The following is a 23482-nucleotide window of genomic DNA, read 5'->3' on the forward strand; positions in this document are numbered from 1 at the left end:
CATGCCGACGGGCGACCAGCCGGGCAAGATGATCATCACCGCCTATAGCGATCCCAAATTTCAGTCGCAGGTGCCGGGCGACAACAACCCGTTCACCGCCTGGATCAACCCGGCCAGCTATAATTACACCCGCACCGTCAAATATAACGACCGCCAGGCGCAGGGCAGCGCCGGCGGATCGCCCGAGTTCAACCGGGTCGGCGAGGCCGAACTGAGCTTCGACCTGATCTTCGACGCGACCGGGGTGATTCCGGTGCCGACCGGCCAGAGCTACGACAATGGCGTCACCGAGATCATCAACGATTTCGTCGCGCTGATCGCCACCGTCAACGGCGACATCCATACCCCCAATTTCCTGGTCGTCGGCTGGGCGGGGCTGCAGTTCGCCGGGGTGCTGACCAGCATGAAGATCGACTTCACGCTGTTCCGCCCCGACGGCACCCCGCTGCGCGCCAAGATGTCGGTGGCGTTCAAGGCCTATACCAGCGAGACCATGCTCGCCAAGGCGGCCGGGCTGAACTCGCCCGACCTCACCCATATCGTCACCGTGGTCGCGGGCGACACGCTGCCGGCGTTGTGCCACCGCATCTATGGGCAGAGCGGCTATTATGCCAAGGTCGCGCGGTTCAACCGGCTGCTGAGCTTCCGCAACGTGCCGCCGGGCACCGAGCTGCTGTTTCCGCCGCTCAGCGGCACCGCGTCATGACCGCGCCGTCACCGGTCGATCTTGCGACCAGCGCGGTCGGCTTCACCGTGACCAGCGACGGCACCGCGCTGGCGGGATCGGTGCAGATCGTGTCGATCGACGTGTGGACCGGGGCCAACCGCCTGCCCAAGGCACGCATCGTGATATCGGACGGCAGCGCGGGCGAGGGCGATTTCCCGATCAGCGATTCAACGGTGCTGACCCCGGGCGCGGCGGTGACGATCGCGCTCGGCTATGACGGGCAGACCAGTGAGATATTTTCGGGGGTCGTCCACCGCCAGGGGCTCGATGTCTCGATCAACGGGCCGCCGCGGCTGGTGGTCGAGGCGACCAGCATGGCGATGGCGATGGCGCTGGCCCGCGGCAATGCGGTGTTCCAGAATATCACCGACAGCGCGCTGTGCGAGCAGTTGATTGGCGCGGCGGGGCTGACCGCCAAGGTCACCTCGACCAGCACCACCCATGAGGCGATCGTCCAATATTATGCGACGCCGTGGGACCTGCTGATCCTGCGCGCGCAGGCGAGCGGGATGGTGGTGATCGCCGCCGGCGACACGGTGACGGTAGCACCGCCCGACACCGGCAGCTCGCCGGTGCTGACCCTGACCTTCGGCGCGTCGATCCTCGATTTCCGCGCCGACATGGACGCCTCGACCCAATATGCGCCGAGCGCGATCCAGAGCTTCGCCTGGGACCCGGCGACCCAGGCGCTGGCCCAGTCGAGCAGCGCCCAGGCGAGCATCACCACCCCCGGCAATATCGATTCCGCCACGCTGGCCAAGGTGTTCGGCGTTTCGGCCTATGTCCAGCAGAGCGCGGGCGAGATGGTGGCCGACGAGCTGACCCAATGGTCGTCGGCCGAGCTGATGAAAGCCCAGCTCGCCAAGATCCGCGGAACGGTGCGGTTCCAGGGCAGCGCGCTGGCGGTGCCCGGCGCGACGGTGACGCTGGCGGGGCTGGGCGCGCGGTTCAACGGCAATGCCTGGGTCTCGGAGGTCCATCACCGCCTCGCCGACGGGCTGTGGCGCACCACCGTCGAACTCGGCCTGTCGCCGAACTGGTTCGCGGCGGTGGCGCCGCAGGTCAGCGCGCCGGGGGCCTCGGGCCAACTGCCGCCGATCCACAATCTCCAGGCCGGCACCGTCAAGCAGATCGATACCGATCCCGACGGCGAATATCGGGTGCTGGTGATGCTGCCGCTGCTGCAGGCCGAGAACGGGATCTGGGCGCGGTTCGGCGGCTTCTACGCGTCGAACGGCTTCGGGGCGTTCTTCTACCCCGAGGTGAACGACGAGGTCGTGGTCGGTTTCCTGAGCGGCGACCCGCGCTATCCGGTGGTGCTGGGGTCGCTCTACAGCAAGACCAACGTGCCGCCCTTCACCCCCGCGGCCGAGAACAACACCAAGAGCATCATGTCGCGCGCGCTGATGCACATCGACTTTCTCGAGGACAGCAAGGCCGTCCAGATCGTGACCCCCGGCGCGCAGACGATCGTCGTCAACGACACCGAGAAATCGATCGTGCTGACCGACATGAACGGCAACAGCGTCACGCTGGGCACCAGCGGGATCGAACTCAAGAGCGCCAGCGACATCGCGATCACCGCGACCGGATCGATCACGCTGACCGCCGACAATGCGCTGACCGCGAGCGGCAACAGCTCGGCGCAGCTCAAGTCGACCGGCATGGTCCAGATCAAGGGCGCCACCGTGGCGCTGAACCCATGAGCGGCGGTCCGCTGGTCCGCCGTCCGAACGCCCGCGGATCGGCGCTGCCGGTACCGGCGGACGATGCCTATCCGTCGTTCCTCGGCTGTGGCTGGACCTTTCCGCCGACCTTCAACCATGTCAGCGCGCAGGTGGTGATGGCGAGCGGCGAGCGCGACATTCGCGAAAGCCTGTGGGTGCTGCTGTCGACCGGGCTGGGCGAGCGGATCATGCTGGCGACCTATGGCTGCGACCTGTGGTCGAAGGTGTTCACCGCGCTGACCCCGACCACCGCCGCGGCGATCGCCAACATGGTCAGCAACGCGATCCTCGAATGGGAACCGCGGGTGATCGTCGAGAAGGTCGTGGTCAACGAGAGCCTCGACGGGTCGGGCTGGCTCGCCATCGATATCGACTATCGCATCATCCAGACCAACACCCGCAGCAATCTGGTCTATCCGTTCGACCGGCGCGAGGCGACTTTGCGGACGTCGACCGGATGAGCGCCGATCCGCTCCGTTCGCCGCGGCTGCTCAACGGTGCGCTCAGCCAGCGCGACCGGTTCGTCCAGGCGCCGAGGCCGCAGGCGGTGGCGGTCGACGGCCGCAGCAGGGCCGAACTGCTGGCCTTTGCCGCGCGCTATGGGGCGCTGATCCGCTTCTACGACATTGCCGACCAGCCGCAGGGCGACTGGTCGGCCTTTTTCGCGGGTGACCGGACGGTGTCGGCGGCGGTGCGTGCGGCGCTCGACCTGCCCGAGATCGAGGCGGCGCTGCGGCTGCTGATCGCCGAGGCCCGCGCCGCCGAAGCCGCCGAGGCGCGCCATGCTCATGTCCGGCGCGCGCATCGCGTCGTCATCCGGCTGTTGGTCATCCTCGACGGGGAGGGCGCCGACGGCGGCGGCGAGGAGGAGGCGGACGTCACCCTGCAGCTGACCCTGATCGCCGGGCGCGACCGCCGCGACCGGGTCGCGGGGCCGCTCGGCGATCTGCACCGCCATCACCAGCGCCGCAGCGATCATCGCGACTGGTTTCTGCGCGACCTCGAACTGCTCGAGGAGATCGCCTCGGCGCTGCTGGCCGAACTCGAGGATGCCGCCGAGGCCGCCCGCGCCGAGATCGAGACGTCGCTGCACGGTCGCGGCCATGCCCCGCAGGCGGCGCTGTGGAACGCGTTCGTCGAACTGTACGAGCAGGCGCGGCACCGGATGAACGGTTTTCCCCGCCGGCTGCTCGATTTCTATTATGGCGACGTGCTGCGGCAGAGCAGCCGCGAGGCGGTGCCGGCACAGGCCTATCTCACCTTCACCCCGACCGCCGGGGTCGCCTCGGCATCGGTGCCGAAGGGGACGGCCTTCCTCGCCGGCACCGACGCCGCCGGCGATCCGATCCTCTATGCCGCGCGCTCGTCGCTGGCGGTGGTGCCCGCGACCGTCACCGCGCTCAGGGTGCGCCGGGTGACCGACGACAATGGCGTGCTGAGCGGGGTCGTCGCGCCGAACCCGCCCGGCGGCGGCGCCTTTCCGGCATTCGGCGGCGATCATCCCGGCGATTTCGGCGCGCTGATGATGCAGTCGGCGAGCATCGGCTTCATCGTGTCGAGCCCGTCGCTGATGCTGACCGGCGGCGACCGCCATATCAAGATCACCCTGGCCTCCGCGCCGCCGCCGGCATCGACCGCGGCGGTGGTGCCCGCGATCGCGCCCGTCGCGCTTTCCGCGCCCGAGCCCGAGCCCGAACCGGCGCCTGCGCCGCCGCCACCGGTCGCGCTCGTCGCCGAACCAGTGAAGAGTCTCGCGGCGCCGGCGCTCATGGCGGTCGCGGCGGTTCCGGAGGTCACGCCGACGATCGTCGAAGCGCTGACGGCGGCGGGAACCCGGCTGCTCGAGGACGGCGACGCGCCGACCGGGCTGTGGTTCAGCCTGAGCTATTCGACCGCGGGCGGCTGGATGACGATCGAGCGCGCGCATTTCCAGGCGGTGCGCCGCAACGCCGAGGGCGCCCAGGCGCTGGTGTTCGCCTTCGAACTGCCGCCCGGCGCGCCGCCGCTGGTCGCGACCTCGACCAAGCCGGGACCGGGGGCGCCGACGCCGACGCTGCCGGCCAGCGCCTATCCCGAGCTGACGGACGAACCGACGATGATCGCCCAGTTGCTCGACCACCCCGCCGGGCCGCCGGGATCGCTGACCGCGGGGGTGTCGGTGACGCGCAGCGCCTACAAGATCCTCGCAGAGATCAAGGTCGCCACCGTCACCGTCGCGGTCACCGTCGATGGGCTGGTGCCGCCGCAAATGGCCAGTTCGGCGGGTGTGATCGACCCCACCCATGATTTCGCGCTGTTCGGGCTGGCCCCACCCAAGGGGGCGAGCTTCACGCTGTCGGCGCCCGAACTGTTCGTGAAGGTGCCCGCCCGGCTCGCGCTGACGATCGACTGGGCGGGCCGGCCCGCCAACAGCACCGGCTTCGCCGGCTGGTACCAGGATTATGTCATCGACGGCGACGGCCAGACCGCGCCGGGCGGGCTGTTCGACAATAGCAGCTTTCGCGTCGGCTTCGGCCTGACCGGGCAGGCGCGCTGGACGCTCGACCAGGGCCAGTCGCTCTATCTGTTCCGGACCGATCGCTACGGCAACGGGCTCGACCGTCCGGCGCCGTCGGCGCCGGTCGAGCCCCGCTCGCTGCTCGCGGTGCAGAAGATCGTGGCGGCGCCCGAGCCGTCCTATTTCGACCCGACCGCCAACGCGCTGAAACTGACCCTGCTCGGGCCCGACGACGGCTTCGGCGATACGCTTTATGCGCGCAACCTGATGGCGGCCTCGGCCGCCAACGCCGCCGCCGCGCAGGCGCGCAGCGGCGACGATACCGAGACCCGGCTGACGGCGGCGCGCGCCGCCAATGCCGGCGCGACCTCCAAGACCTATGCCGCCACTGTCGGGGCGGCGATCCAGACCGTCGTGGCCGCGCTCAATGCCGATGCGCTGACCGCCTGCCAGGCGGCGATCGCGGCGAGCGGCGCCGACGCCGCCGACCAGGCGACATGGCGTACGGCGCTGACCGCCGCGGTCAGCCCGGGCGGGCGCAAGACGATCGACGATGCCGGCATCACCACCAGCCTGCAGAACTGGTCCGCCGGCCACCGCGCTGCCCTGACCACGAACGGCGCCAACCCGTCGCTCGATCGCGCCGATGCGCTGCTGACGCAGGCCGCGGCGCTCTCCACCGCCTGGACGGGGGTGGCCAAGCAGCCGATCGCGTCGGCGCGGCCGCAGGTCTCGGCGGCGCTGCAGTCGGCCTCGGCCGCGCTGCAACTGCTGGTGTTGCCGCCGATCCTGCCCAATCCGCCCTGGCTGCCGACGGCGTCGGCGGTGGGGATCGACTATGCGGCGTCGGATGTCCGGCAGTGGAGCGGCGAGTTCGCGCTGCCGGCCGAGGTCGACGCCGCGGCGCAGTCGGTCGATCCCGGCGATGCGATCAGCGACCGCGTGCTGCAACTGCGCGATCCGGCGCGCGCGACCCGGCCGTACCGCCATCTCAACCCGTTCCACAAGGTCTCGGCGCCGCATTCGGTGGTGGCGAAGGATATCCGCCCGACCTCGGAAACCTGGCTGCTGCCGCCCCAGGACGGCGAGGCGGCGCTGCATATCGACCTGTCGGCCCCGGTCGACGCGATCACCTTGCTGTTCGTGCTCGAGGCCGGCCCGCATGGCTGGTCGGCGGCTGCGAGCGAGCTGCGCTGGGAGAAGGAGATCGACGATGTCTGGATCGAGGTCGCGCTGATCGAGGACAGCACCAACGGCCTGCGCAACACCGGGCTGGTCTCGTTGCAGATCGCGACCTCGCAGCATGATTTCCTGGACGTCTCGCAGAATCTGCGGGTGGTGCTCGAACATGGCAGCACCAACGCCGCCTATATCAGCAGCGTTACCGCCAATGCGGTGACCGTGGTCTGGGAGCCGCCGGCCGGGGCCGACACGCTGGCGGTGCCGCTGCCGCCGGGTACGATCAGCCAGAGCCAGGTCGCCCTGGCCGGTATTGCGAGCATCGACCAGCCGATGCAGAGCTTCGGCGGCGTACCGCCGGCAACCGGCCGCGATTTCGACCAGTGGATGGCCGAACAGCTACACCATAAGGGGCGGGCGATCGCGGGCGACGATTATGCCCGGCTGGTGCTCGCGGCGGTGCCGACGCTGTGGCAGCTGGCGGTGATCCCGGCCACCGACGAGATCACCGGCCGATCGGCGCCGGGCAGGATATGGCTGGTCGCGGTCGCGGGGCCGCAGACTCCCAATATCGCGGATCCGACCGCGCCTTTGGTCGATCCCGGCACGCTGACCCAGATCGGCGAACTCGTATCGGCGATCGCGAGCCCGTTCGCGCGGCTGACGGTGACCAATCCGCCCTGGCGGCGTATCCAGGTGACGGCGACCCTGGTGTTCAGCGCCGATGACACCCCCGCCGGGTGGATCGCGCGGCTGCAGAAGGAGCTGACGAGCTGGCTGTCGCCCTGGCCCGACGCGGCGCTGGGGTATCGCGGGTCCGATTACTGGACGCGCCAGGCGATCGCCGAATTCGTGCGGCGGCGCCCATATGTGAAGGGGATCGTCAGCCTGACGCTCGGCTATGACAGCGATCCCGGCGACAACGACTATTATTATTATTACACCTCGGCGCAGACCCACAGACTGGAGCCATTCACGCCGCCGGTCGACGACCATGGCGGCCAGCGGGTCGAGGTCCGATGACCGATAGCCCAGGCACCATCAGCCGCGCGGCCGAGACCGAACCGGGCGCGGCCTATATCGCGCTCAGGACCGAGGCGATCGCGCTGGTGCAGCGGATGGCCGGCGACGTCTGGACCGACTATAATTTCTCCGACCCCGGCGTCACCATCATCGAGCAACTCGCTTATGCGCTGACCGAGCTTCCCTATCGCGCATCGCTGCCGGTGGCCGACCTGCTCGCCGATCCCGATGGCAGCCGGTTGCAGCTCGCGCGCCACGGGCTCTATCCGGCCTGGTCGATCCTGCCGTGCAATCCGGTGACGGTCGCCGACCTGCGCCGGCTGCTGATCGACCGGATCCCCGGGGTCGCCAATATCTGGCTGACGCCGGTCGAAGATCCCGACGGCGATTGCCGGCTGTCGGGGCTCTACGAGGTCGCGGTGCAGGCGGCCCATGATGTGCGCGATCATGATGCGCTCGCCGCCGATGTGCGGCGCTGCTACGTCGCGCATCGCGCCCTGTGCGAGGATATCGGCACGATCACCGTGCTCGCGCCGATCGAGACCGTCGTCAAGGCGCGGATCGAGATCGCGCACCGGACCGATCCTTCGGATGCGCTGGCCGAGGCGCTGTTCGCGATCGAGTTGGCGCTGGCGCCCGAACCCTCCTATCTCTCGCTCGCGGCGTGGCAGGCGCTGCACGATGCTACGACCGACGTGTTTTCGGGGCCGCTGATGCTCAACGGCTTCATCGCCGACGATCAGCTCGCGCCGCGTCCGCGCAGCTTCACCGCGGAGGGACTTGCCGAGGTCCTGTCCGAGGTTCCGAGCGTGCTGACGATCGACGGCCTGGCGGTGCGGTTGCGCTGGCACGACGGCGCCTTTACCGGCACCGACCCGATCGACGTCCCCGACGGGCATATGCTGAGGCTGCGCACGACCCCGTTCGAGGATCGCGGCGGCACCCGCTTCTCGATCACGATGTTCCGCGATCATGTGCGCTGCACGCCGAATCCCGATCAGGTGCGACACAAGCTGACGGCGCTGCGCGGGGCCCGGCAAAAGCGATGGCCGCTGCGTCAGGACTATGCCCAGGCCTATGCGGTACCGCGCGGCAACTGGTGGGATCTGGCCAGCTATACCTCGGTGCAGACCCAGTTCCCGATCGTCTACGGCATCGGCGATGGCGGGCTGCCCGGCGGGGCGCCGCCGTTCCGGCGGGCCCAGGCGAAGCAGTTGAAGGGCTATCTGATGCCGTTCGACCAGTTGCTCGCCGATTATTTCGCGCAGCTCGCCTTCGTGCGCGAGCTGTTCTCGATCCGGGCCGGCGGCGACGCGACCTATGCCTGGCAGTCGCTCGCGCGGATCGTGCCCGACGCGCATCCGCTGCTGAAGCGTGACTATGAGACGGGGCTGGCCGAACTGATCGCGCACAGCGATCCGGTGGCGGCGCGGCGCAACGAGATTCTCGACATGCTGCTGGATTTCCTGGGCCTGCGCCTGGCGATCCCGACCGGCCTGTCGCCCGATCCGCGCCTTCGCGCGGCCGAAGTCGCCGCCGAGATCGACGCCAAGCAGACCCTGCTGCGTCGCGCCGCCGGTGCGACCCGCGATCGCGGGCGCGGCATCGATTATCTGCGTGCGCATCATCACCGGCGCGCGATGGCCGGCCCCGAACTGCTCAGCCGGATCGAACTGGGGCTGCTCGATCGCGAATATTCGGCCGGCGCCACCGCCACCGTGGTCGATCCCGACGAGGCGAGCTTCGGTCTCCGGCTGACCGACGATGCCTGGACGACGGTCGAGAGCCTGTTCCGTCCGGTCGAGGACGAGGATGACGACGAAGATTATGGCCTCGACGGGGAGGCGGACGAGGAGGAGGGCCCGGTCTCGCTGGCCGGAAAGACCGTCGCCGCCGATCTGCTGCCGGGATTGCGCGAGGCCGACGCCTATCGGATCGGCGGCGGGCGCGACGGCGACGGGCTGGTGCTGGTGTGCCGCGATGCCCGGGGGCGCTGGTGGCTGATCGCCGAGCTGGCCGACGAAGCCATGGCGCGGCGGGTGATGCGCGCGCTGCGCCACGCCGCCGCGCGCACCCAGCGCAAGACGCTGCACCTGGTCGAATGGGTGCTGCTGCGCCATGCGATGCCCGAGCCCGATGACAGGGCCTGCCGCTATAATTTCCGGGTCAGCGCGGTGCTGGCGGCGCACGAGAAAGGCAGGCACGACCGGCGAGGTGGGGACGGCGACAAGGACGACAGGGGCGGCAGCAAGGACGAGGGGGAGGGCGATGGCTGGAGCCGGCAGGCGGCCGGCATATTGCGCGCGAACACGCCCGCGCACATCGCGCTCGACTGTCTGTTCCTCGATCGCGAGGATCTGGCCCATTTCGAGCGTCTCTACCTCGCCTGGCGGCGTGCGCTGCGGCACGACAGCCGGGTGCGGCTGGCGGAGACCAGCCGGCGGCTCGAGGCCTTTCTGACCCGGCACACGCCCGGGCTGCACCATCGCGATCCGCAGCCGCCCGTCGATGTTGGCGGCCCGTCGCCATCGGCGCCCGAGCCGCCAACATCGTCGTCGCCACCGTCATCATCTCCGCCATCGTCGTCATCGCCATCGTCCGACGAGCCGGTGCCGACCGGCCCGTCCTCGTCGATTCCCCTGACGATCCCGCCCGCGACGCTCGAACCGATTTCAGCGCCGGCACCCGATCCCGATCCGCCGGCGACCGCACCCGTCGTCGAGCCGCCAGTCGAGCCTGACCCCGAACCCGCTTGGTGGCAACGCCTCCTGTCCGGGATCGTCGCGGGTGCCAAATGGCTGCTGAACCTGCTGGCGCATCTGCTGCTGCTGAAGGCGGCGGGCAAGCTGATCGGCTGGCTGTTCGGCGGGCGGAAGGAGGAAGCCGAAAGCCCGTCCGATCCGCAACCCGCGTCGGGCGCGGCCGCCGGCCTCGCCCCATTGCCGCCGCCGCCTTTATCCCTGTCTCCGTCATCGACCCCACCAGTACAGCGCCCGCCGACAGCGCGGATCGCCGCGATTCCCGCGGGGGTGACCGGATTCGATGCGAACACGCCGCTCACCGCCGACAGCGCCGCCGCGTTCAAGGCCGCGGGGTTCGGTTTCGCGATCCGCTATCTCACCAGGACCAGCCCGCAGAAGAGCGGCGATCTTAGCGCCGCCGAGGTCGGGACCATCCTCTCGGCGGGGCTCGGGCTGATGGCGGTCCAGCATGTCCAGTCGAGCGGATGGCAGCCGACATCGGCGCTCGGGCAAAGCTATGGTGCGGCGGCGAGCAGCAATGCGCTGGAGTGTGGCCTGCCGCGCGGCATCTGCCTGTGGCTCGATCTCGAGGGCGTGGCGGCGAACGCGACCTCGTCCGATATCATCGGTTATTGCAACGCCTGGTTCGCCGAGGTGAAGAAGGCGGGCTTCCGCGCGGGGCTCTATGTCGGGGCCAATTGCGGGCTGACCTCGGCGCAATTGGGCACCGAACTCGATTGCCTCTATTTCTGGCAGTCGGGCAGCAATGTTCCCGATGTCCAGGGCTTCGGCTTCTGCATGGTGCAGACGATCGACGATGCTTTCGTGATCGCCGGCGTCGCCTATGACCATGACGCCGTCCAGGCCGACGATAATGACCGGACGCCGGTCTGCATGGTGCCGGTATCGTGAGGCGGCGATGAGCATCTTCGTCGCGATCGCGGCCTACCGCGATGCCGATCTCGCGAACACCATCGCCGATTGCGTGGCCAAGGCGCGCTGGCCGGGCGATCTGCGTTTCGGCCTGTGCCGGCAATATGCGCCCGGCGATCCGCCGCCGCCCGACGTCGCGCCGGCCCGGATCCGGCGGATCGATTTGCCCTGGCAGGACAGCGAAGGGGCGTGTTGGGCACGGGCGCAGGCCTTTTCGCTGTGGGAGGGCGAGGAGTTTCTGTTCCAGATCGATTCACATCACCGCTTCGTCCAGGACTGGGATGCGCTGCTGCTCGGGCAGGCCGAGGCGAGCGGCGAGGCGCTGCCGCTGCTCACCACCTATGCCCAGGGATTCGATCCGCAGGCGGCGCTGCCCGGCGAAGGCCGACCGACGGTGATGGTGCTGCGCGAGTTCACCGGGCAGGGGATTCCGACTTTCGATCAGGTCGCGCCGCCGGGGTTTTGCGGCGGCGCGCCCCGGCGCGCACGCTTCCTGTCGGCGCATCTGATCTTCACCCCGGCGCGGTTCATAACCGACGTCCCCTATGACCCCGGGCTCTATTTCATCGGCGAGGAGATCAGCCTGGCGGTGCGCGCCTTCACCCATGGCTATGCGCTGCTGCATCCGTCGGTGCACGTGATGTGGCACGAATATTCGCGCCGGCAGCGGGTGATGCATTGGAGCGACCATCAGGCGACGGCGCGCGACGCCGCCAGCCTCGCCAAGGTCGAACAATTGCTGGGCGGCACATGGACCGGCGATTTCGGGCTCGGTTCGGCGCGGGGCCTGAGCGAATATGCCAGCTATGCCGGGCTCGACTTCGCGCGCCGCCACGCCTCGGCGGCGGCGCGGCGCGGCGACGAACCGCCGCCGCCGCCGCCGCCCGGGCGCGGGGTCGCGGCACCGCGGCCCTGGGACGTCGAGATCATGATCGCGCCCGACCGCATGCCCGCGGCGGCGCTCGACCGTTCGGCCTTCTGGTATGTCGGTTTCCATGACGATGCGGGGGTCGAGATCGCGCGCGCCGATGCCGAACCGGGCGAAATCCAGCGGCTGATCGGTACCGGCGACGGCGCGATCAGGTTGGCGCGGCGGTTCGTCGCCGCGCGGCGGCCGGTGCGCTGGACGGTCCATCCGACCGATCGCCACCGGCGCTGGCTGACCCCGGTCAGCGGCGCGATCGATCCCGACATGATGGCGGTGCAGTGACATAAGGGAGAAGAAAGATGCGGCCGAAGAAGATCCATTTCATCACCGGGATGCGCGCCGATTTCGGCGGCAAGCCGTTCGGCCTGATCCATATGATGGCGGTCCTGTCGGCGCACGCCACCTATCCCGATCACGAGATCTTCGTTCATTATCACTATGAACCCGACGGCATCTATTGGGATTATGCGCGGCGCTTCGTCACCGAGGTGCGGACCGAGGCCCCGACCAGCATATTCGGCCGCCGCGTCGCCCATTTCGCGCATGCCGCCGACGTGCTGCGGCTGCAGATCCTGATCGAGCAGGGCGGCCTCTATTTCGACACCGACACGATGGTCCGCCGCCGTATCGACGATCTTCCGGTCGACAAGGTGGTGATGGGGTTCGACGCCGGCAACGATCATCATCCGATCGGCCTCAGCAATGCGTTCATCGCCGCGCCGGCCCAGTCGCCCTTCCTGCTGCGCTGGCTCGACGGCTATCGCGATTTCGATGCCCGCGACTATGTCGGCCATTCGGTCAAGCTGCCCTTCGCGCTGGCGCGGGGCGGCGATCCCGACGTGCACATCATGTCGCGCTATGCCTTCTGCTTCCCGCACAACGACCCTGAATCGCTGCGCAACCTGTTCGGCCGCCGGATCGGCGTCGCCGCCAGCTATTCGATCCATTTGTGGGAATCGGTGTCGTGGGACTGGATCGCCGCGCTGACCCCCGAGGCGATCCAGCGGGTCGATACCACCTATAATCTGCTCGCGCGCGCGGTCCTCGCCCGATTTCCCGACAGCCCGGCCTCGCCGCGGATCTGGCCGGTGCGGATCGGCCTCGACCGCGCGGCGATGCCGGCGGCGGCGCTCGACCGCCCGGCCTTCTGGTATGTCGCGTTCCACGACGGCAAAGGCATCGAGGTCGCGCGACACGATGCCGAAGGCGCCGAGCTGGGGCGGCTCGCGGGCCAGTCGGGTCGCGACCTCGTGATCGAGCGCGAGATCAGCTCGCTCGATCCGCCGGTGCGCTGGACGGTCTGGCCGGTCGACCGGTATCGCCGTTGGCTGTCGCCGATGAGCGGCGCGGTCGCGGGGACCTGGGCGCCGGCCGGTGAGACGCTTTGCCGGCCCGAGGGGATGTCGGCGTGACGTCGCCGTTCAGGGGACAGTCACCGTCATCTGCGCCGCCATTTCGACCTTGATCGCGCCGAGCCAGTTGCACAGCAGGGTGCAGCCGGTATCGAGCGCGGGGATGCCGCCGATCGTGACGGTCGGGGTGCCGGGGACCCAGGGGGCGGCCAGCGCCGGCAGGCAGGGGGCGGGGGTCGGGGTGCCGAGCGCGGCGGCGGTCGCGGCGATCACCGCCGGATTGGTGACCGCCGAACACATGCCGAAGCTCGGGACGTTCACCATCACCTTGTTGTCGAGGATCGTCCCGCAGGGCAGGTTGCACGCGGTCACCCGATGTTCGGGCAGCACGTTGAACGGCACCGGCATGGCGCCGAAACTGCACTTCAACAGCGCGGACGAGGTGACTTCAGGCGTCGACACAGGGACGATAACTCCCTTCCTGATTAGCCAAGATAGCGGCCATCCTTCTGCAATTCCAGTCGAATCCCGTCGACCAGGTCGCTCAGCACCACCGTGGCGGGATCGCGCCGGACCGCGAGCAGCGCGGCGTGGCGCAGGACGTTGATGATCGCGCCGCCGGCCAGTTCATAGCTTTGGCCGAGCGCGTCGAAATCGATGTCGGGGGCCAGCGCGAAGCCCGGGCTGGCGAAGCTGTCGCGCCATAGCCGGGCCCGCGACGCCGGATCGGGCATCGGAAACAGGATCGTCGACTGGAAACGGCGCGCGAACGCCTCGTCCATATGCGCGTTCTGGTTGGTCGCGAGGATCGCGATCCCGGCATGGCTCTCGAGCCGCTGCAGCAGATAGGCGATCTGCTGATTGGCCGAGCGGTCGTTCGACGAGCGCGATTCGGTGCGCTTGCCGAACAGCGCATCGGCCTCGTCGAAGAACAGGATCCAGTTGCGATCCTGCGCCTGGTCGAACAGCGTGGCGAGATTCTTCTCGGTCTCGCCAATCCATTTCGACACGATGCGCGACAGGTCGACCCGATAGACGGGCAGGCCGTAGCGCTTGCCGAGCAGGCAGGCGGTCAGCGTCTTGCCGGTGCCCGGCGGGCCATGGAACAGGCAGCGATAGCCCGGCTTCAGCCGGCGGCCGAGACCCCAGTCGTCGAGCAGGGTGCGGCTGTGCGCGATCCATAGCCCGACCATCTCGATCTGCCGCGCGGTCGGCGCGTCGAGCACCAGATCGTCCCAGTCGAGCGGGGTGGTGATCGGGGTTGCCGGAAAGTCGATGCTCGGCGATGGCGCGATGTCGTCGCCATAGAGGATGCGGTGCAGGCCCTGCGAGGACAGCCGCAATGCCCCCGCCAGCGGCGGCTCCTCGGGATGGCGCGTGTCGATCAATAGCAGCCCGCTGCGGATCAGCGGGTGGCGCAATATCGCGAGCGGATCGGCCAGCGGCGCATCGCGTCCCCCGATCAGGAAGCGCGCGGTTTCGGCGCTGGGCAGGAAGCCGGCATGCGACTGACCCGGCACGCCGCCAAATTCGGTGAAGCGCCGGCCGATCGCGGCATTCTGGATCAGGAAGGGGTCGAGCCGCTCGGGCGCGAGGCAGGGCGCCAGCACCAGCGCCAGCAGCAGCCGGTCATCGGCATCGAGCGCCATGTCGCGCGCCAGCATCGCATAAGGGCCCGATGCGTTGCTCAGGTCGGGGGGAGCAGCGCGCGGCCCCGGATCGGCCGCCGAACCGCTGTAGAGGGCGAAGCGATCGGCCATCACCGCATCGAGCCAGTCGAGCTCGGCGGCGATCACCCGGAGATTGGCGTCCAGATCGGATTGGCCCGGCAGGGCGGTCACCATGTGACGTGGATGGGTTCGGCCATCCAGGGGTGATAGACGACCGAGAAGCTCCAGGGAACCTGATCCGTCAGCACGTCGAGCGTCTTGCGCTGGACCTGGAGCGTCCAGCGCCCCGTTCCATGCTGTAGCCGGCCCTCGCGCTGCAGGAAGCTTTCCTGCAGCCCGGCGATCGGGGTGTTGCGTAGCGCCGGCCAGTTGGCGAGCAATGCCGCGAGCAGGCCGTCGCAGGTCGCGAGATCGTCCGGATCGGCATCGATCCCGCGCGCCACCGGGGTGGCGGTCGGCAGGCCGCACAGCAGCTTGTTGAGGGTCAGCAGCGGTTCGGCGGTCTCGAGTTGGCCATCGACGAGATATTGGAGAAGATGGACCGCCCGCGAAGCCGGTTCGCCCGGGGCGATGCGCGGTCGCCCGTCCTCGTCGCGGTCGAGCAGGCCGAGGCGGTCGAACAGTGTCGGCAGATAAGGGTGGAGCAGCACCAGTCCGGCATTGGCGACATAGATCGGCTGGCTGGGTTCGATATCGTCGGTGAGCATCTGGAAGCGGGCCGCCGGCGGCCGGTCGCGCGGCGGCGCGGGCGGCGGGATCGGTTTCGCCGGTGCGGGCGCGCGCCGCAGCGCCGCGGCGACGCTGACATGGCCGGCGTCGCTCGCCAGCTTCTGCGCGCGGGCGCGCATCTTCGCCGCCCGGGCCTGGTCATGGCCGGCGGCATGGGCGAGCAGGCGCGCCAGCACCTGCGGCACGTCGATCCGCCGCGGCGTCGTGATCTGTTCGAGCAGCAAGGTCCATAATGCGCGCCGATCGGGCCGTCGGCTTCCGAACGGTGTCATCTGCGCGCCGACCGTGGTCAGCAGCAGCATGCCGTCATGGAGCGCACGGGCTTCGGTCGGTGCCAGCAGATGGAGCAGCCGGCCAAGCGCCGCCGGCGGCAGGAGCGCGGCCCAGCGGGCGCGATCGCTGGCGCGTCCGCGCCGCGCCGCCAGCCAGTCGGCAAGCCGCGGGTCGCCGGCGTCGGCAAGCCGGGCGAACTGCTCGCCGAGGGCTGCCGTCGCGGCCGGGGGCGTCGCGCCGCCATCGAGCCAGGCGAACAGGTCGGCGATGCCGGCCGCGGGCTGCGAGCGCGATCCGCCGGACGGCGCCACCGGAGCGATCGCCTCGCCGGCGGGCGCATGGCCGACCTCTTCGGCGGAAAGCGGGCGGGCGAGGGCATCGAGATCGAGGGTGTGGCCGTACAGCGCCGCCGCTGCGGCATGCAGTATGATCGCCTGCCGCGCGGCGCCGTCACGGCGGTTCAACAGCGGCGCCAGGGGGCCGTTGGCGGCGAGCGCCCAGGGCGCGAGTTCGACGAGCAGCGGCCGCGATGCGATCGGACCAAGGGCCGCTATGGCGCGGCTCAGCCGCGCCCGCGTCGCCTCTTCGGTGCCGGCGAGCAGCACGCTCATCCGCTCGGTCCGGGGCAGTCGCACCAGGGTCGCGGCGGCATCGACCGGCATCGCGCCGCCGTCGAGCCAGGTTTCGAGCCGCGCCAGCCGATCGAACCGCACGCCGGGCGCCTCGGCCGCGGCAGGCGGCGGGAGCGGGACGGCGCGCAGCAAGGCGGCGATGGTCCTGCGCCAATGATCTTCGTTCTCGCCCGCAGCCGAGACCTGGCGCATCAGGGCGTCGACACCGGCCGGCGCCAATATCGTCAGGATTTCGACCGGGAGCAGCCAATGGAGCAGGCGGCCGGCGGTGTCGGCGGCGCTCGTCGGGTCGGTCGCCGCCGATCGTGCGAGATCGGCGAGCCAGATCGGCGCGCCGTGCGCCAGCCGCGCGAGCGGAGCACCATCCTCGGCGCGCCCGCCATCGCGGACATAGGCGGTGACCGCCAGCATGTCGGCGGCGTTCGCCGCGGTGGCTTCGGGCACCGTCGGTGCGGCGGGCGCCTCAACGCCATCCGTGAGGCGGTTGAAACCGCGGTTCGAGCCAGGATCGGCAACGGGGGGGCCATGATCCGGTTCAAAGTCCGGGCCGAGGCGTGGACGATAGTCACCCGGTTGCAGCTGGTGCGCAATATCGTCGCCCTGGTGCCGGCCGATTTCGCCGGTGGGATCGTGGGCCCCGGGCTGTTTTTCCGGCCCGTCCTCATCCGGCGACGCGCGGTCGGCATCCGGTATCGCATCGGGGCGACGCGATCGTTCGGCCGGCGCCGCCGGGGGTGTTGCCCGGCCGGCGTCGGACCCGGATATGCCGGGCGGTGCGCCGATATCGGCATCCTTGCCGGGCCTTGCGGCGCTCGACAGGCGCATCAGCCTGCGAAGAAGCGCATGGCGGCGCGCGATCGGCGCCGAACCGCGGCGTCGATCAGGGGCGGGCCTGGACCGCACCGGCAGCGCAATCCCGGCCGCGCCATCGGCGGCGAGCATCGCCACCAGCCGGTCGAATTCGGTCGCCGACAGGCGCCTCGCCAGCAGGCCCGGCCAGGCCGGGTCGATCCGGCCGATCGCGATCGCATGTAGCAGAGGCACGAAGTCGCCCGCCTCGGCCGCGGCGATGGCTGCCGCTGCGTCGGCCATCGTTGTGGCGCGGGCCTGCTGGTCGACGATCGCCGCCAGCGCCGGAAATCCGGCGCCCGTCTCCGCGCCGCGACGCCAACCCTGGGCGATGCGCATGGCGATCGCGGTGCGCGATCTTCCGTTGGCGCGGGCGATCGTCGCGAGCATCGCCGTCCAGAAACCGGGAAGATCGACCGGGCCTGGCGCGATCTCGGCGAGGCTCGCGGCAGCCGCGCGCCGGAGCAGGACGGTGATCGCGCGCGGATCGAACCCGGGGAGCGGTGCCGCGGCATGCGCGGCGGCGATCGCGGCGATGCCGCGGGCGATCGCGTCGTTGTCCGCCGCCGGATGCTGCGCCAGCATCGCCGCGAAATCGCCGTCGGCGGTTCGTCCGCCGCCTCGCATGGCGACCGGCCGATCGGCTGTCTCGCCCGGCACTGTGGCGGCATATGATTCCGCGCTGCCGGTCCCGGGCCGTGCGTGGGCGTGTGCCGCTGTCGGCGAGGCGTCGGCGTCCGCAACGGCGTGCTGCGCCGGTGGCACCGCATGATCCATCCTGACGGTTCGCTGGTCGTCGCGCACGGTCGCGGGCCGATCGTCGCTTTCATCCGCGGAGGGGCCGATGCCGCCAAGCCCATCTCGTGTCCGGGCAAGGGCGGCTGCCAGGGGCGCCGACGGCGAGGTCTCGGCGGCAGCCGCCGATCGCGGCCAGCCCATTTCGATCCGGTCCGCGACGATCTTCGCCGGACTGTCGCTCGCCTCGGCTATGGCACTCAACACGCTGTCCCACAGGTCGTCGAGGGAGATCCGGCCGGGCGTCGAACCGGCAAACTCGGCGAGCAGCGTGCGGCGGATCAGGGCGGTCAAGACTGCCCCATCGGCGGACAGCAGCGGGGTGGTGGCATGTACGGCTTCGATCGCCGCTATCCCGCGCAGGATGGCGTCGGCGTCGTCGCGGGCGAGCCGTGCCATCGCGGCGGAAAATTCGGTTTCGAGCGCCGGATTTCCAACGCTGGTGCGTTCCGGAAGCGCAAGGGCGTCGAGGATCGAACCGCTAGCGTTTCCGGCGGGCATCGAGGGGGCCGCCATGGCGTCGAGGGCTGCCAGCAAGGCGGGCGCCAGTGCCGCGGTCGGAGCGGTCGAGGCCGACCCGGCCAGATGGCGGGCGAGTGCCGGCCGTTCGTCCGGCGCGACGACCATGGTCAGCAGGTCGCGCCAATATGTGGGCAGGTCGATCGCACGGCCTTGGTTGCGGACGACGAGCGCCAGCAGCGCCGCGTCGATCCGTGCCTCCGCATCGCCGCCGCCCGGCATCGTCCGCACCGCGCGGATGAGGGTGGCGCGCGCGGCCGGCAGGCGATCGTCGGGGATCAGGGCGGCGAACAGCGCCACCCGTTGGGCAGGGTTGAGAGCCGAGGCGAGCCGCGCCTGCGCCCGGGGATCGGCGGCATGATGGCGTAGCAGCGCTCGCCATGTTTCCGTATCGCCCGCCATCGCCTCGGCCAGCGCCGCCGCCAGGGGCATCGACGCGAGCGTATCGGCGGCGGCCTGCCGTGGCTGGGCGGCGAGCAATTCGGCGAGGCTGCGCGGCAGCGACGATTTGAGCGGCGCCCGGGCGGTCGCCAGCTTGACCGCGTCGGACAGCATCGCCAGCAGCGTCGACAGGTCGACGCCGAGCCTTTGCGCTTCGCGCAGAAGCAGCGACGCGAGGAACTGTCGGCGATTGAACTGCGACCCGGCATCGCGCAGCAGAAATTCGAGCGTGGTGATCCACAGCAGTTGGCGCAGCGCCGGTGCGGTGATCCGGCGCAATTCGGGTGCCGGCGCATCGCGATGAACGAGCACGATATCGCCGATCAGCAGCAGGATCGCTTCGGCATCGGCCGGGGCGAGCACGCCGAGCAGGCGGACCAGCCCGACCTCGCCGAGTTGCAGCACCAGCCGTTCGAGCATGAACGGATGCTGCGACTGCCGCCGCAGCATCGCCACCAGCGCGGCGGGATCGGCGGCGGCGAGCAGTTCGAGCTGTCGGACCGGATCGAACGCGCCTTCGGGGGCCAAGCGGGGGGCGAGGCCGCTGAGCAGAAAGGCCTCGAACTGCTGCAGATGCTTCGCCAGAGCCGTCGTGCGCCGGTTATGGCCGGTACCGCCCCGGCGGGCATCGTGGATCGCCGCGACGAGCGCGTCTTCGAGTGCCGCCTCGAGGGCGGCCACCGCATCGGTTTCGAGAAAGGCCGCCCTGAGCCGGCCGAGATCGAGCGCGAGCGTGTCGATCTCGACGTGGACGCCTTCCGGGGCAAGCCGATCGAAGATCCGGGTCAGGACCTGCGGCAGGATCTGCCAGCCCAGCGCCTCGATCCGCGGCCGCAATGCCATGGCGAGGTCGAGATCGGGCACGTCGACGATCAGGTCGAGCCGACCGACGCGATGATCGTGGAACAGGAGATCGACGGTGGGCAATCGCGGCCCCCAGATATGATGCTTGGGATCAGGGGTGCCCCGCGGCATCGGCAGGGTCAAGCGAGACGGGTGGCAATATATTGGTGGAATAGGAATATGCGCACATAGGATCGATTGCCGCTTTAGTCGCTGCGCCGATTGGACCGGCTGGAAAAGGAGACGTGCCATGCCTTTCGCCACCACGCACCTGCTCGATCTGCTCGGCATCGCGCTGCCGATCGTTCAGGCGCCGATGGCGGGTGTGTCTTCACCGGCGATGGCGGTCGCGGTCGGCCGGGCAGGCGGGCTGGGATCGATCGGGGTCGGCGCGACCGACGCCGCCGGGGCGGCGGCGATGATCGCCGCGATCCGCGCCGAAACAACCGCGCCCTTCAACGTCAATCTGTTCTGCCACCGGCCTGCTCGCGCCGATGCCACGGTCGAGAAGGCGTGGATCGCGCGGCTGGCGCCCGAATTCGCGGCGCTCGACAGCCGGCCGCCGGCGGCGCTGGCGGAGATATACCGCAGCTTCGTCGCGGACGAGGCGATGCTGGCGATGCTGGTCGCGACGCGCCCGCCGGTGGTCAGCTTTCATTTCGGGCTGCCCGATGCGGCGGCGATCGGTGCGCTGCACGATGCGGGCATCGTCCTGCTCGCGAACGCCACCAGCCTCGCCGAGGCGCGGCTGATCGAGGAGGCCGGGATCGACGCGATCGTCGTCCAGGGCTGGGAGGCGGGCGGACATCGCGGGATGTTCGATCCCGATGCGCCCGACGACCGGCTCGGCACGGTCGCGCTCACCCGGCTGGTGGTCGGCGCGACCCGGTTGCCGGTGATCGCCGCGGGCGGGATCATGGACGGCGCCGGTATCAAGGCGATGCTCGATCTCGGCGCGGCCGCGGCGCAACTCGGCACCGCCTTCATCGGCTGCGACGAGAGCCTCGCCGATGCCGGCTATCGCGCGGCGCTGGCCGGGGAGGGCGCGCGGCACACCGCGATGACCCGGGCGATTTCGGGCCGCCCGGCACGCTGCCTCGCCAACCGCTTCACCGCGCTCGGCCGCGACATCCCCGATGAGGCGGTGCCGGCCTATCCGATCGCCTACGACCTCGGCAAGGCGCTCCACGCCGCCGGCAAGGCGCGGGGCGAATATGGCTATGGCGCGCAATGGGCCGGGCAGGGGGCGCCGCTCGCGCGGACCATGCCGGCGGCGCGGCTGGTCGAGACGCTCGCCGCGGAGATACGGGCGGCAGAAAGATGAGGTGAAATCCGCTGGCCGCGGCGCCCCGCGGATGCTTTATGGCGGCGACGATGAAAGCTCCACGGTCCCTCGAAAACATGTCGGCGCGCACGACGATCCACGACGTCTCGCGCGAGGCGGGGGTGTCGATCAAGACGGTGTCGCGGGTGCTCAACAAGGAACCGCGCGTGTCCGAGACGACGCGTGCGCGGGTGCTGGCGGCGGTCGATGCGCTCAATTTCCGGCCGAGTTCGGCGGCGCGCAGCCTGGCCGGGCATCGCAGCTTCCAGATCGCGCTCGCCTGCGACAATCCCAGCCCTTATTATGTCTACGAGATGCAGTCGGGCATCCGCGACCGCTGCCAGAAGGACGGGGTGCGGATGATCGCCCAGCCTTACGACCATGGGTCGGACCGGCTGACCGACGACATCGCCAGCCTGATCGACGCGACCGGGGTCGACGGGCTGATCCTGACCCCGCCGGCGACCGACTATCCCGAGGTGCTGGCCTATCTGACCGGCCGCGGGGTGCCGTTCGTGCGGGTGTCGCCGGGGTCCGAGCTCGAACTGTCGGCATCGGTGTTCATCGACAATGAACGCGCGGCGGCGGCGATGACCCGGCATCTGCTGGCGCTCGGCCATCGCCGGATCGGCTTCGTCGCCGGCCATCCGAGCTATGCCACCAGCGCCCAGCGGCTGCAGGGCTACAGCATGGCGCTGGCCGAGGCGGGGGTGGCGGCCGATCCGCTGCTCGTCCGCCATGGCGACTATGATTTCGCCTCGGGTGCCGACGCCGCCGAAGGGCTGCTCGCGCTCGCCGAACCGCCGACCGCGATCTTCGCCTCGAACGACGACATGGCGGCGGGGGTGTTGAGCGTCGCGCATCGCCGCGGCCTCGCGGTGCCGGGGGCGCTGTCGGTGGCGGGGTTCGGCGACGATGCGCTGGCGAGCTTCGTGTGGCCGCCGCTGACGACGATCCGCCAGGCGACGCGGGTGCTCGGTTACGAGGCCGCCGACCTGCTGCTGGCGGCGACCCCACGGATCGAACGGCGCGAGGTGCCGTTCGAGCTGGTGCGGCGCGAATCTACCGGGGGCGTGCCGCGAAGCCGATCCGCGGGATCAGCAGCTGGATGATGCCGAGCGCGGCGAGATAGCTGACCGCGCAGATCGCCAGCATCGGTGCATAGCCCAGGCCATGGCCGAGCGACCAGGCCGACAGCTGGATCATCCCGATCGATCCGAAATTGCCGCAAAAGGCGGCGATGCCGATCGTCGAGCCGACCGAATGCGCCGGCACGACGTCGGTGGTCAGCGCGAAGACATTGGTCGAGAAGCCCTGATGCGCGAACAGCCCGAGGCCGAGCAGGATCGCCGCCGACCAGGGATCGTGCAGCCACAGCACCAGCGGGATCGGCAGGATCAGCAGCGCGTAGAGCAGCAAAGTGCCCTTGCGGGCGCGGTCGAGCGTCCAGCCGCGCGCGATCAGCCGGGTCGGCAGATAGCCGCCGCTCAATGCCCCGCAGGCGGCGAAGACATAGACGATCGCGACCGGCAGGCCGACGCTTCCCTGCGACAGGCCGAACAGCCGGTGGAAGAGGTCGGGCAGCCAGGACAGCATGAAGAACCAGACCTGGTCCGAGAGGATCTTGGCGAGCGCGATCGCCACGGTCCGCCGGTCGCGCAGCAGATCGACCCACCGTATCGCGGGCGTGTCGGTGGATGAGGCGAGCGGGGCGGGGGGCTTCACCAGAAACCAGGCGACCACCCACAGCAGCCCGAGGCCGCCCGCGAGCAGGAAGGCGGCCTGCCATCCGAACGCGACCGCGAGCGCGGGGATCGCGAGCGGGGTGACGATCGCGCCGATATTGGGGGCGGTGTTGCCGATCCCGAGCACGATCGACCGCTGTTTCGGCCCGAAATAGGTCGCCGCGGTCTTGACCGCCGCCGGGGTGCCGACCGATTCCGCCGCGCCCAGCACGATGCGCGCGCCGACGAAGCCGGCGACGCTGCCGGCAAAGGCATGCGCCATGCCGGCGAGGCTCCAGATGCCGACCCCGAGCGCGAAGCCGAGCCGCAACCCGACCCGGTCGATGAACCAGCCGGTGCCGAGAAAGGCGATGGCGGCGGCGAACTGGAACGCCGACGCCATATTGCCATAGTCCTGGTCGGACCAGCCGAAGTGCTGCTCGAGCGTGGGCTTGAGCAGCGCCAGGATCTGGCGATCGACATAGTTGAGCATGATCGCGCCGAAGATCAGCGCGACGATCGCCCAGCGCCCCCTGCCGGCGCTGCCGTCGATATCCTGGTGCTCGCTCAGAGATT

At 70.0% G+C, this 23482-nt stretch carries 13 protein-coding genes; 9 read left to right on the top strand and 4 right to left on the bottom strand.

Annotated elements, in window-relative coordinates; translation table 11 throughout:
- The first annotated feature begins 1 nt into the window (after position 1).
- Genes AC1RM6_RS04935 through AC1RM6_RS04965 form a run of 7 tightly spaced genes read left to right on the top strand, consistent with a single transcriptional unit; the run spans position 2 to position 13167 of the window.
- Positions 2–706, top strand: coding sequence for a LysM peptidoglycan-binding domain-containing protein (locus AC1RM6_RS04935; RefSeq protein ID WP_493098647.1), 705 nt, complete (start codon positions 2–4; stop codon positions 704–706).
- Positions 703–2433 (top strand): type VI secretion system tip protein VgrG, encoded by a 1731-nt coding sequence (gene vgrG / locus AC1RM6_RS04940; protein ID WP_493098649.1) that lies wholly within the window; start codon positions 703–705, stop codon positions 2431–2433. The genes AC1RM6_RS04935 and vgrG overlap by 4 nt, the downstream gene beginning before the upstream one ends.
- Complete coding sequence (locus tag AC1RM6_RS04945; RefSeq protein ID WP_493098651.1) at positions 2430–2915, top strand: GPW/gp25 family protein; 486 nt, start codon at positions 2430–2432, stop codon at positions 2913–2915. The genes vgrG and AC1RM6_RS04945 overlap by 4 nt, the downstream gene beginning before the upstream one ends.
- Positions 2912–7153 carry a baseplate J/gp47 family protein gene (locus AC1RM6_RS04950; RefSeq protein ID WP_493098653.1) on the top strand — a complete coding sequence of 1414 codons (4242 nt, stop codon included), beginning with the start codon at positions 2912–2914 and terminating at the stop codon, positions 7151–7153. Before AC1RM6_RS04945 ends, AC1RM6_RS04950 begins: the two co-directional genes overlap by 4 nt.
- On the top strand, positions 7150–10806 hold the full coding sequence (locus AC1RM6_RS04955) for a glycoside hydrolase domain-containing protein (protein ID WP_493098655.1): 3657 nt from the start codon (positions 7150–7152) through the stop codon (positions 10804–10806). The genes AC1RM6_RS04950 and AC1RM6_RS04955 overlap by 4 nt, the downstream gene beginning before the upstream one ends.
- A 7-nt stretch (positions 10807–10813) precedes the next feature.
- Positions 10814–12037 carry a GlcNAc-transferase family protein gene (locus AC1RM6_RS04960; RefSeq protein WP_493098657.1) on the top strand — a complete coding sequence of 408 codons (1224 nt, stop codon included), beginning with the start codon at positions 10814–10816 and terminating at the stop codon, positions 12035–12037.
- 17 nt (positions 12038–12054) lie between these two features.
- Positions 12055–13167, top strand: a complete 1113-nt coding sequence (locus AC1RM6_RS04965) for a glycosyltransferase family 32 protein (RefSeq protein WP_493098659.1) — start codon at positions 12055–12057, stop codon at positions 13165–13167.
- Between the two features lie 9 nt (positions 13168–13176).
- Here the strand turns inward: AC1RM6_RS04965 and AC1RM6_RS04970 are convergent, their stop codons facing one another.
- From AC1RM6_RS04970 to AC1RM6_RS04980, 3 genes are read right to left on the bottom strand one after another with little or no spacing between them, the layout of a single operon-like run.
- Complete coding sequence (locus tag AC1RM6_RS04970; protein ID WP_493098661.1) at positions 13177–13569, bottom strand: DUF4280 domain-containing protein; 393 nt, start codon at positions 13567–13569, stop codon at positions 13177–13179.
- A gap of 23 nt (positions 13570–13592) precedes the next feature.
- Entirely contained in the window at positions 13593–14951 is a 1359-nt protein-coding gene (locus tag AC1RM6_RS04975) for an ATP-binding protein (protein WP_493098664.1), read from the bottom strand.
- Positions 14945–19990 carry a contractile injection system tape measure protein gene (locus tag AC1RM6_RS04980; RefSeq protein WP_493098666.1) on the bottom strand — a complete coding sequence of 1682 codons (5046 nt, stop codon included), beginning with the start codon at positions 19988–19990 and terminating at the stop codon, positions 14945–14947. Before AC1RM6_RS04980 ends, AC1RM6_RS04975 begins: the two co-directional genes overlap by 7 nt.
- A gap of 118 nt (positions 19991–20108) precedes the next feature.
- Between AC1RM6_RS04980 and AC1RM6_RS04985 the strand changes: the two genes are divergently transcribed.
- Both AC1RM6_RS04985 and AC1RM6_RS04990 read left to right on the top strand, forming a co-directional pair.
- Positions 20109–21182 (top strand): NAD(P)H-dependent flavin oxidoreductase, encoded by a 1074-nt coding sequence (locus AC1RM6_RS04985; RefSeq protein ID WP_493098668.1) that lies wholly within the window; start codon positions 20109–20111, stop codon positions 21180–21182.
- Positions 21183–21232: 50 nt separating this feature from the next.
- A complete protein-coding gene (locus AC1RM6_RS04990; protein WP_493098670.1) occupies positions 21233–22294 on the top strand; it encodes a LacI family DNA-binding transcriptional regulator in 1062 nt (353 codons plus the stop codon).
- On the opposite strand, the gene AC1RM6_RS04995 is transcribed toward AC1RM6_RS04990, so the two are convergent.
- On the bottom strand, positions 22245–23399 hold the full coding sequence (locus AC1RM6_RS04995; RefSeq protein WP_493098672.1) for an MFS transporter: 1155 nt from the start codon (positions 23397–23399) through the stop codon (positions 22245–22247). The genes AC1RM6_RS04990 and AC1RM6_RS04995 overlap by 50 nt on opposite strands.
- Positions 23400–23482: the final 83 nt, after the last annotated feature.

It is taken from the genome of Rhizorhabdus sp. GW822-FHT03C02, from assembly GCF_058801765.1.

Coding starts and splice junctions, on each gene's coding strand:
- AC1RM6_RS04935 (WP_493098647.1), top strand. CDS start 2: ATGCCGACGGGCGACCAGCCGGGCAAGATGATCATCACCGCCTATAGC.
- vgrG (WP_493098649.1), top strand. CDS start 703: ATGACCGCGCCGTCACCGGTCGATCTTGCGACCAGCGCGGTCGGCTTC.
- AC1RM6_RS04945 (WP_493098651.1), top strand. CDS start 2,430: ATGAGCGGCGGTCCGCTGGTCCGCCGTCCGAACGCCCGCGGATCGGCG.
- AC1RM6_RS04950 (WP_493098653.1), top strand. CDS start 2,912: ATGAGCGCCGATCCGCTCCGTTCGCCGCGGCTGCTCAACGGTGCGCTC.
- AC1RM6_RS04955 (WP_493098655.1), top strand. CDS start 7,150: ATGACCGATAGCCCAGGCACCATCAGCCGCGCGGCCGAGACCGAACCG.
- AC1RM6_RS04960 (WP_493098657.1), top strand. CDS start 10,814: ATGAGCATCTTCGTCGCGATCGCGGCCTACCGCGATGCCGATCTCGCG.
- AC1RM6_RS04965 (WP_493098659.1), top strand. CDS start 12,055: ATGCGGCCGAAGAAGATCCATTTCATCACCGGGATGCGCGCCGATTTC.
- AC1RM6_RS04975 (WP_493098664.1), bottom strand. CDS start 14,951: ATGGTGACCGCCCTGCCGGGCCAATCCGATCTGGACGCCAATCTCCGG.
- AC1RM6_RS04980 (WP_493098666.1), bottom strand. CDS start 19,990: ATGCCGCGGGGCACCCCTGATCCCAAGCATCATATCTGGGGGCCGCGA.
- AC1RM6_RS04985 (WP_493098668.1), top strand. CDS start 20,109: ATGCCTTTCGCCACCACGCACCTGCTCGATCTGCTCGGCATCGCGCTG.
- AC1RM6_RS04990 (WP_493098670.1), top strand. CDS start 21,233: ATGAAAGCTCCACGGTCCCTCGAAAACATGTCGGCGCGCACGACGATC.
- AC1RM6_RS04995 (WP_493098672.1), bottom strand. CDS start 23,399: ATGCTCAACTATGTCGATCGCCAGATCCTGGCGCTGCTCAAGCCCACG.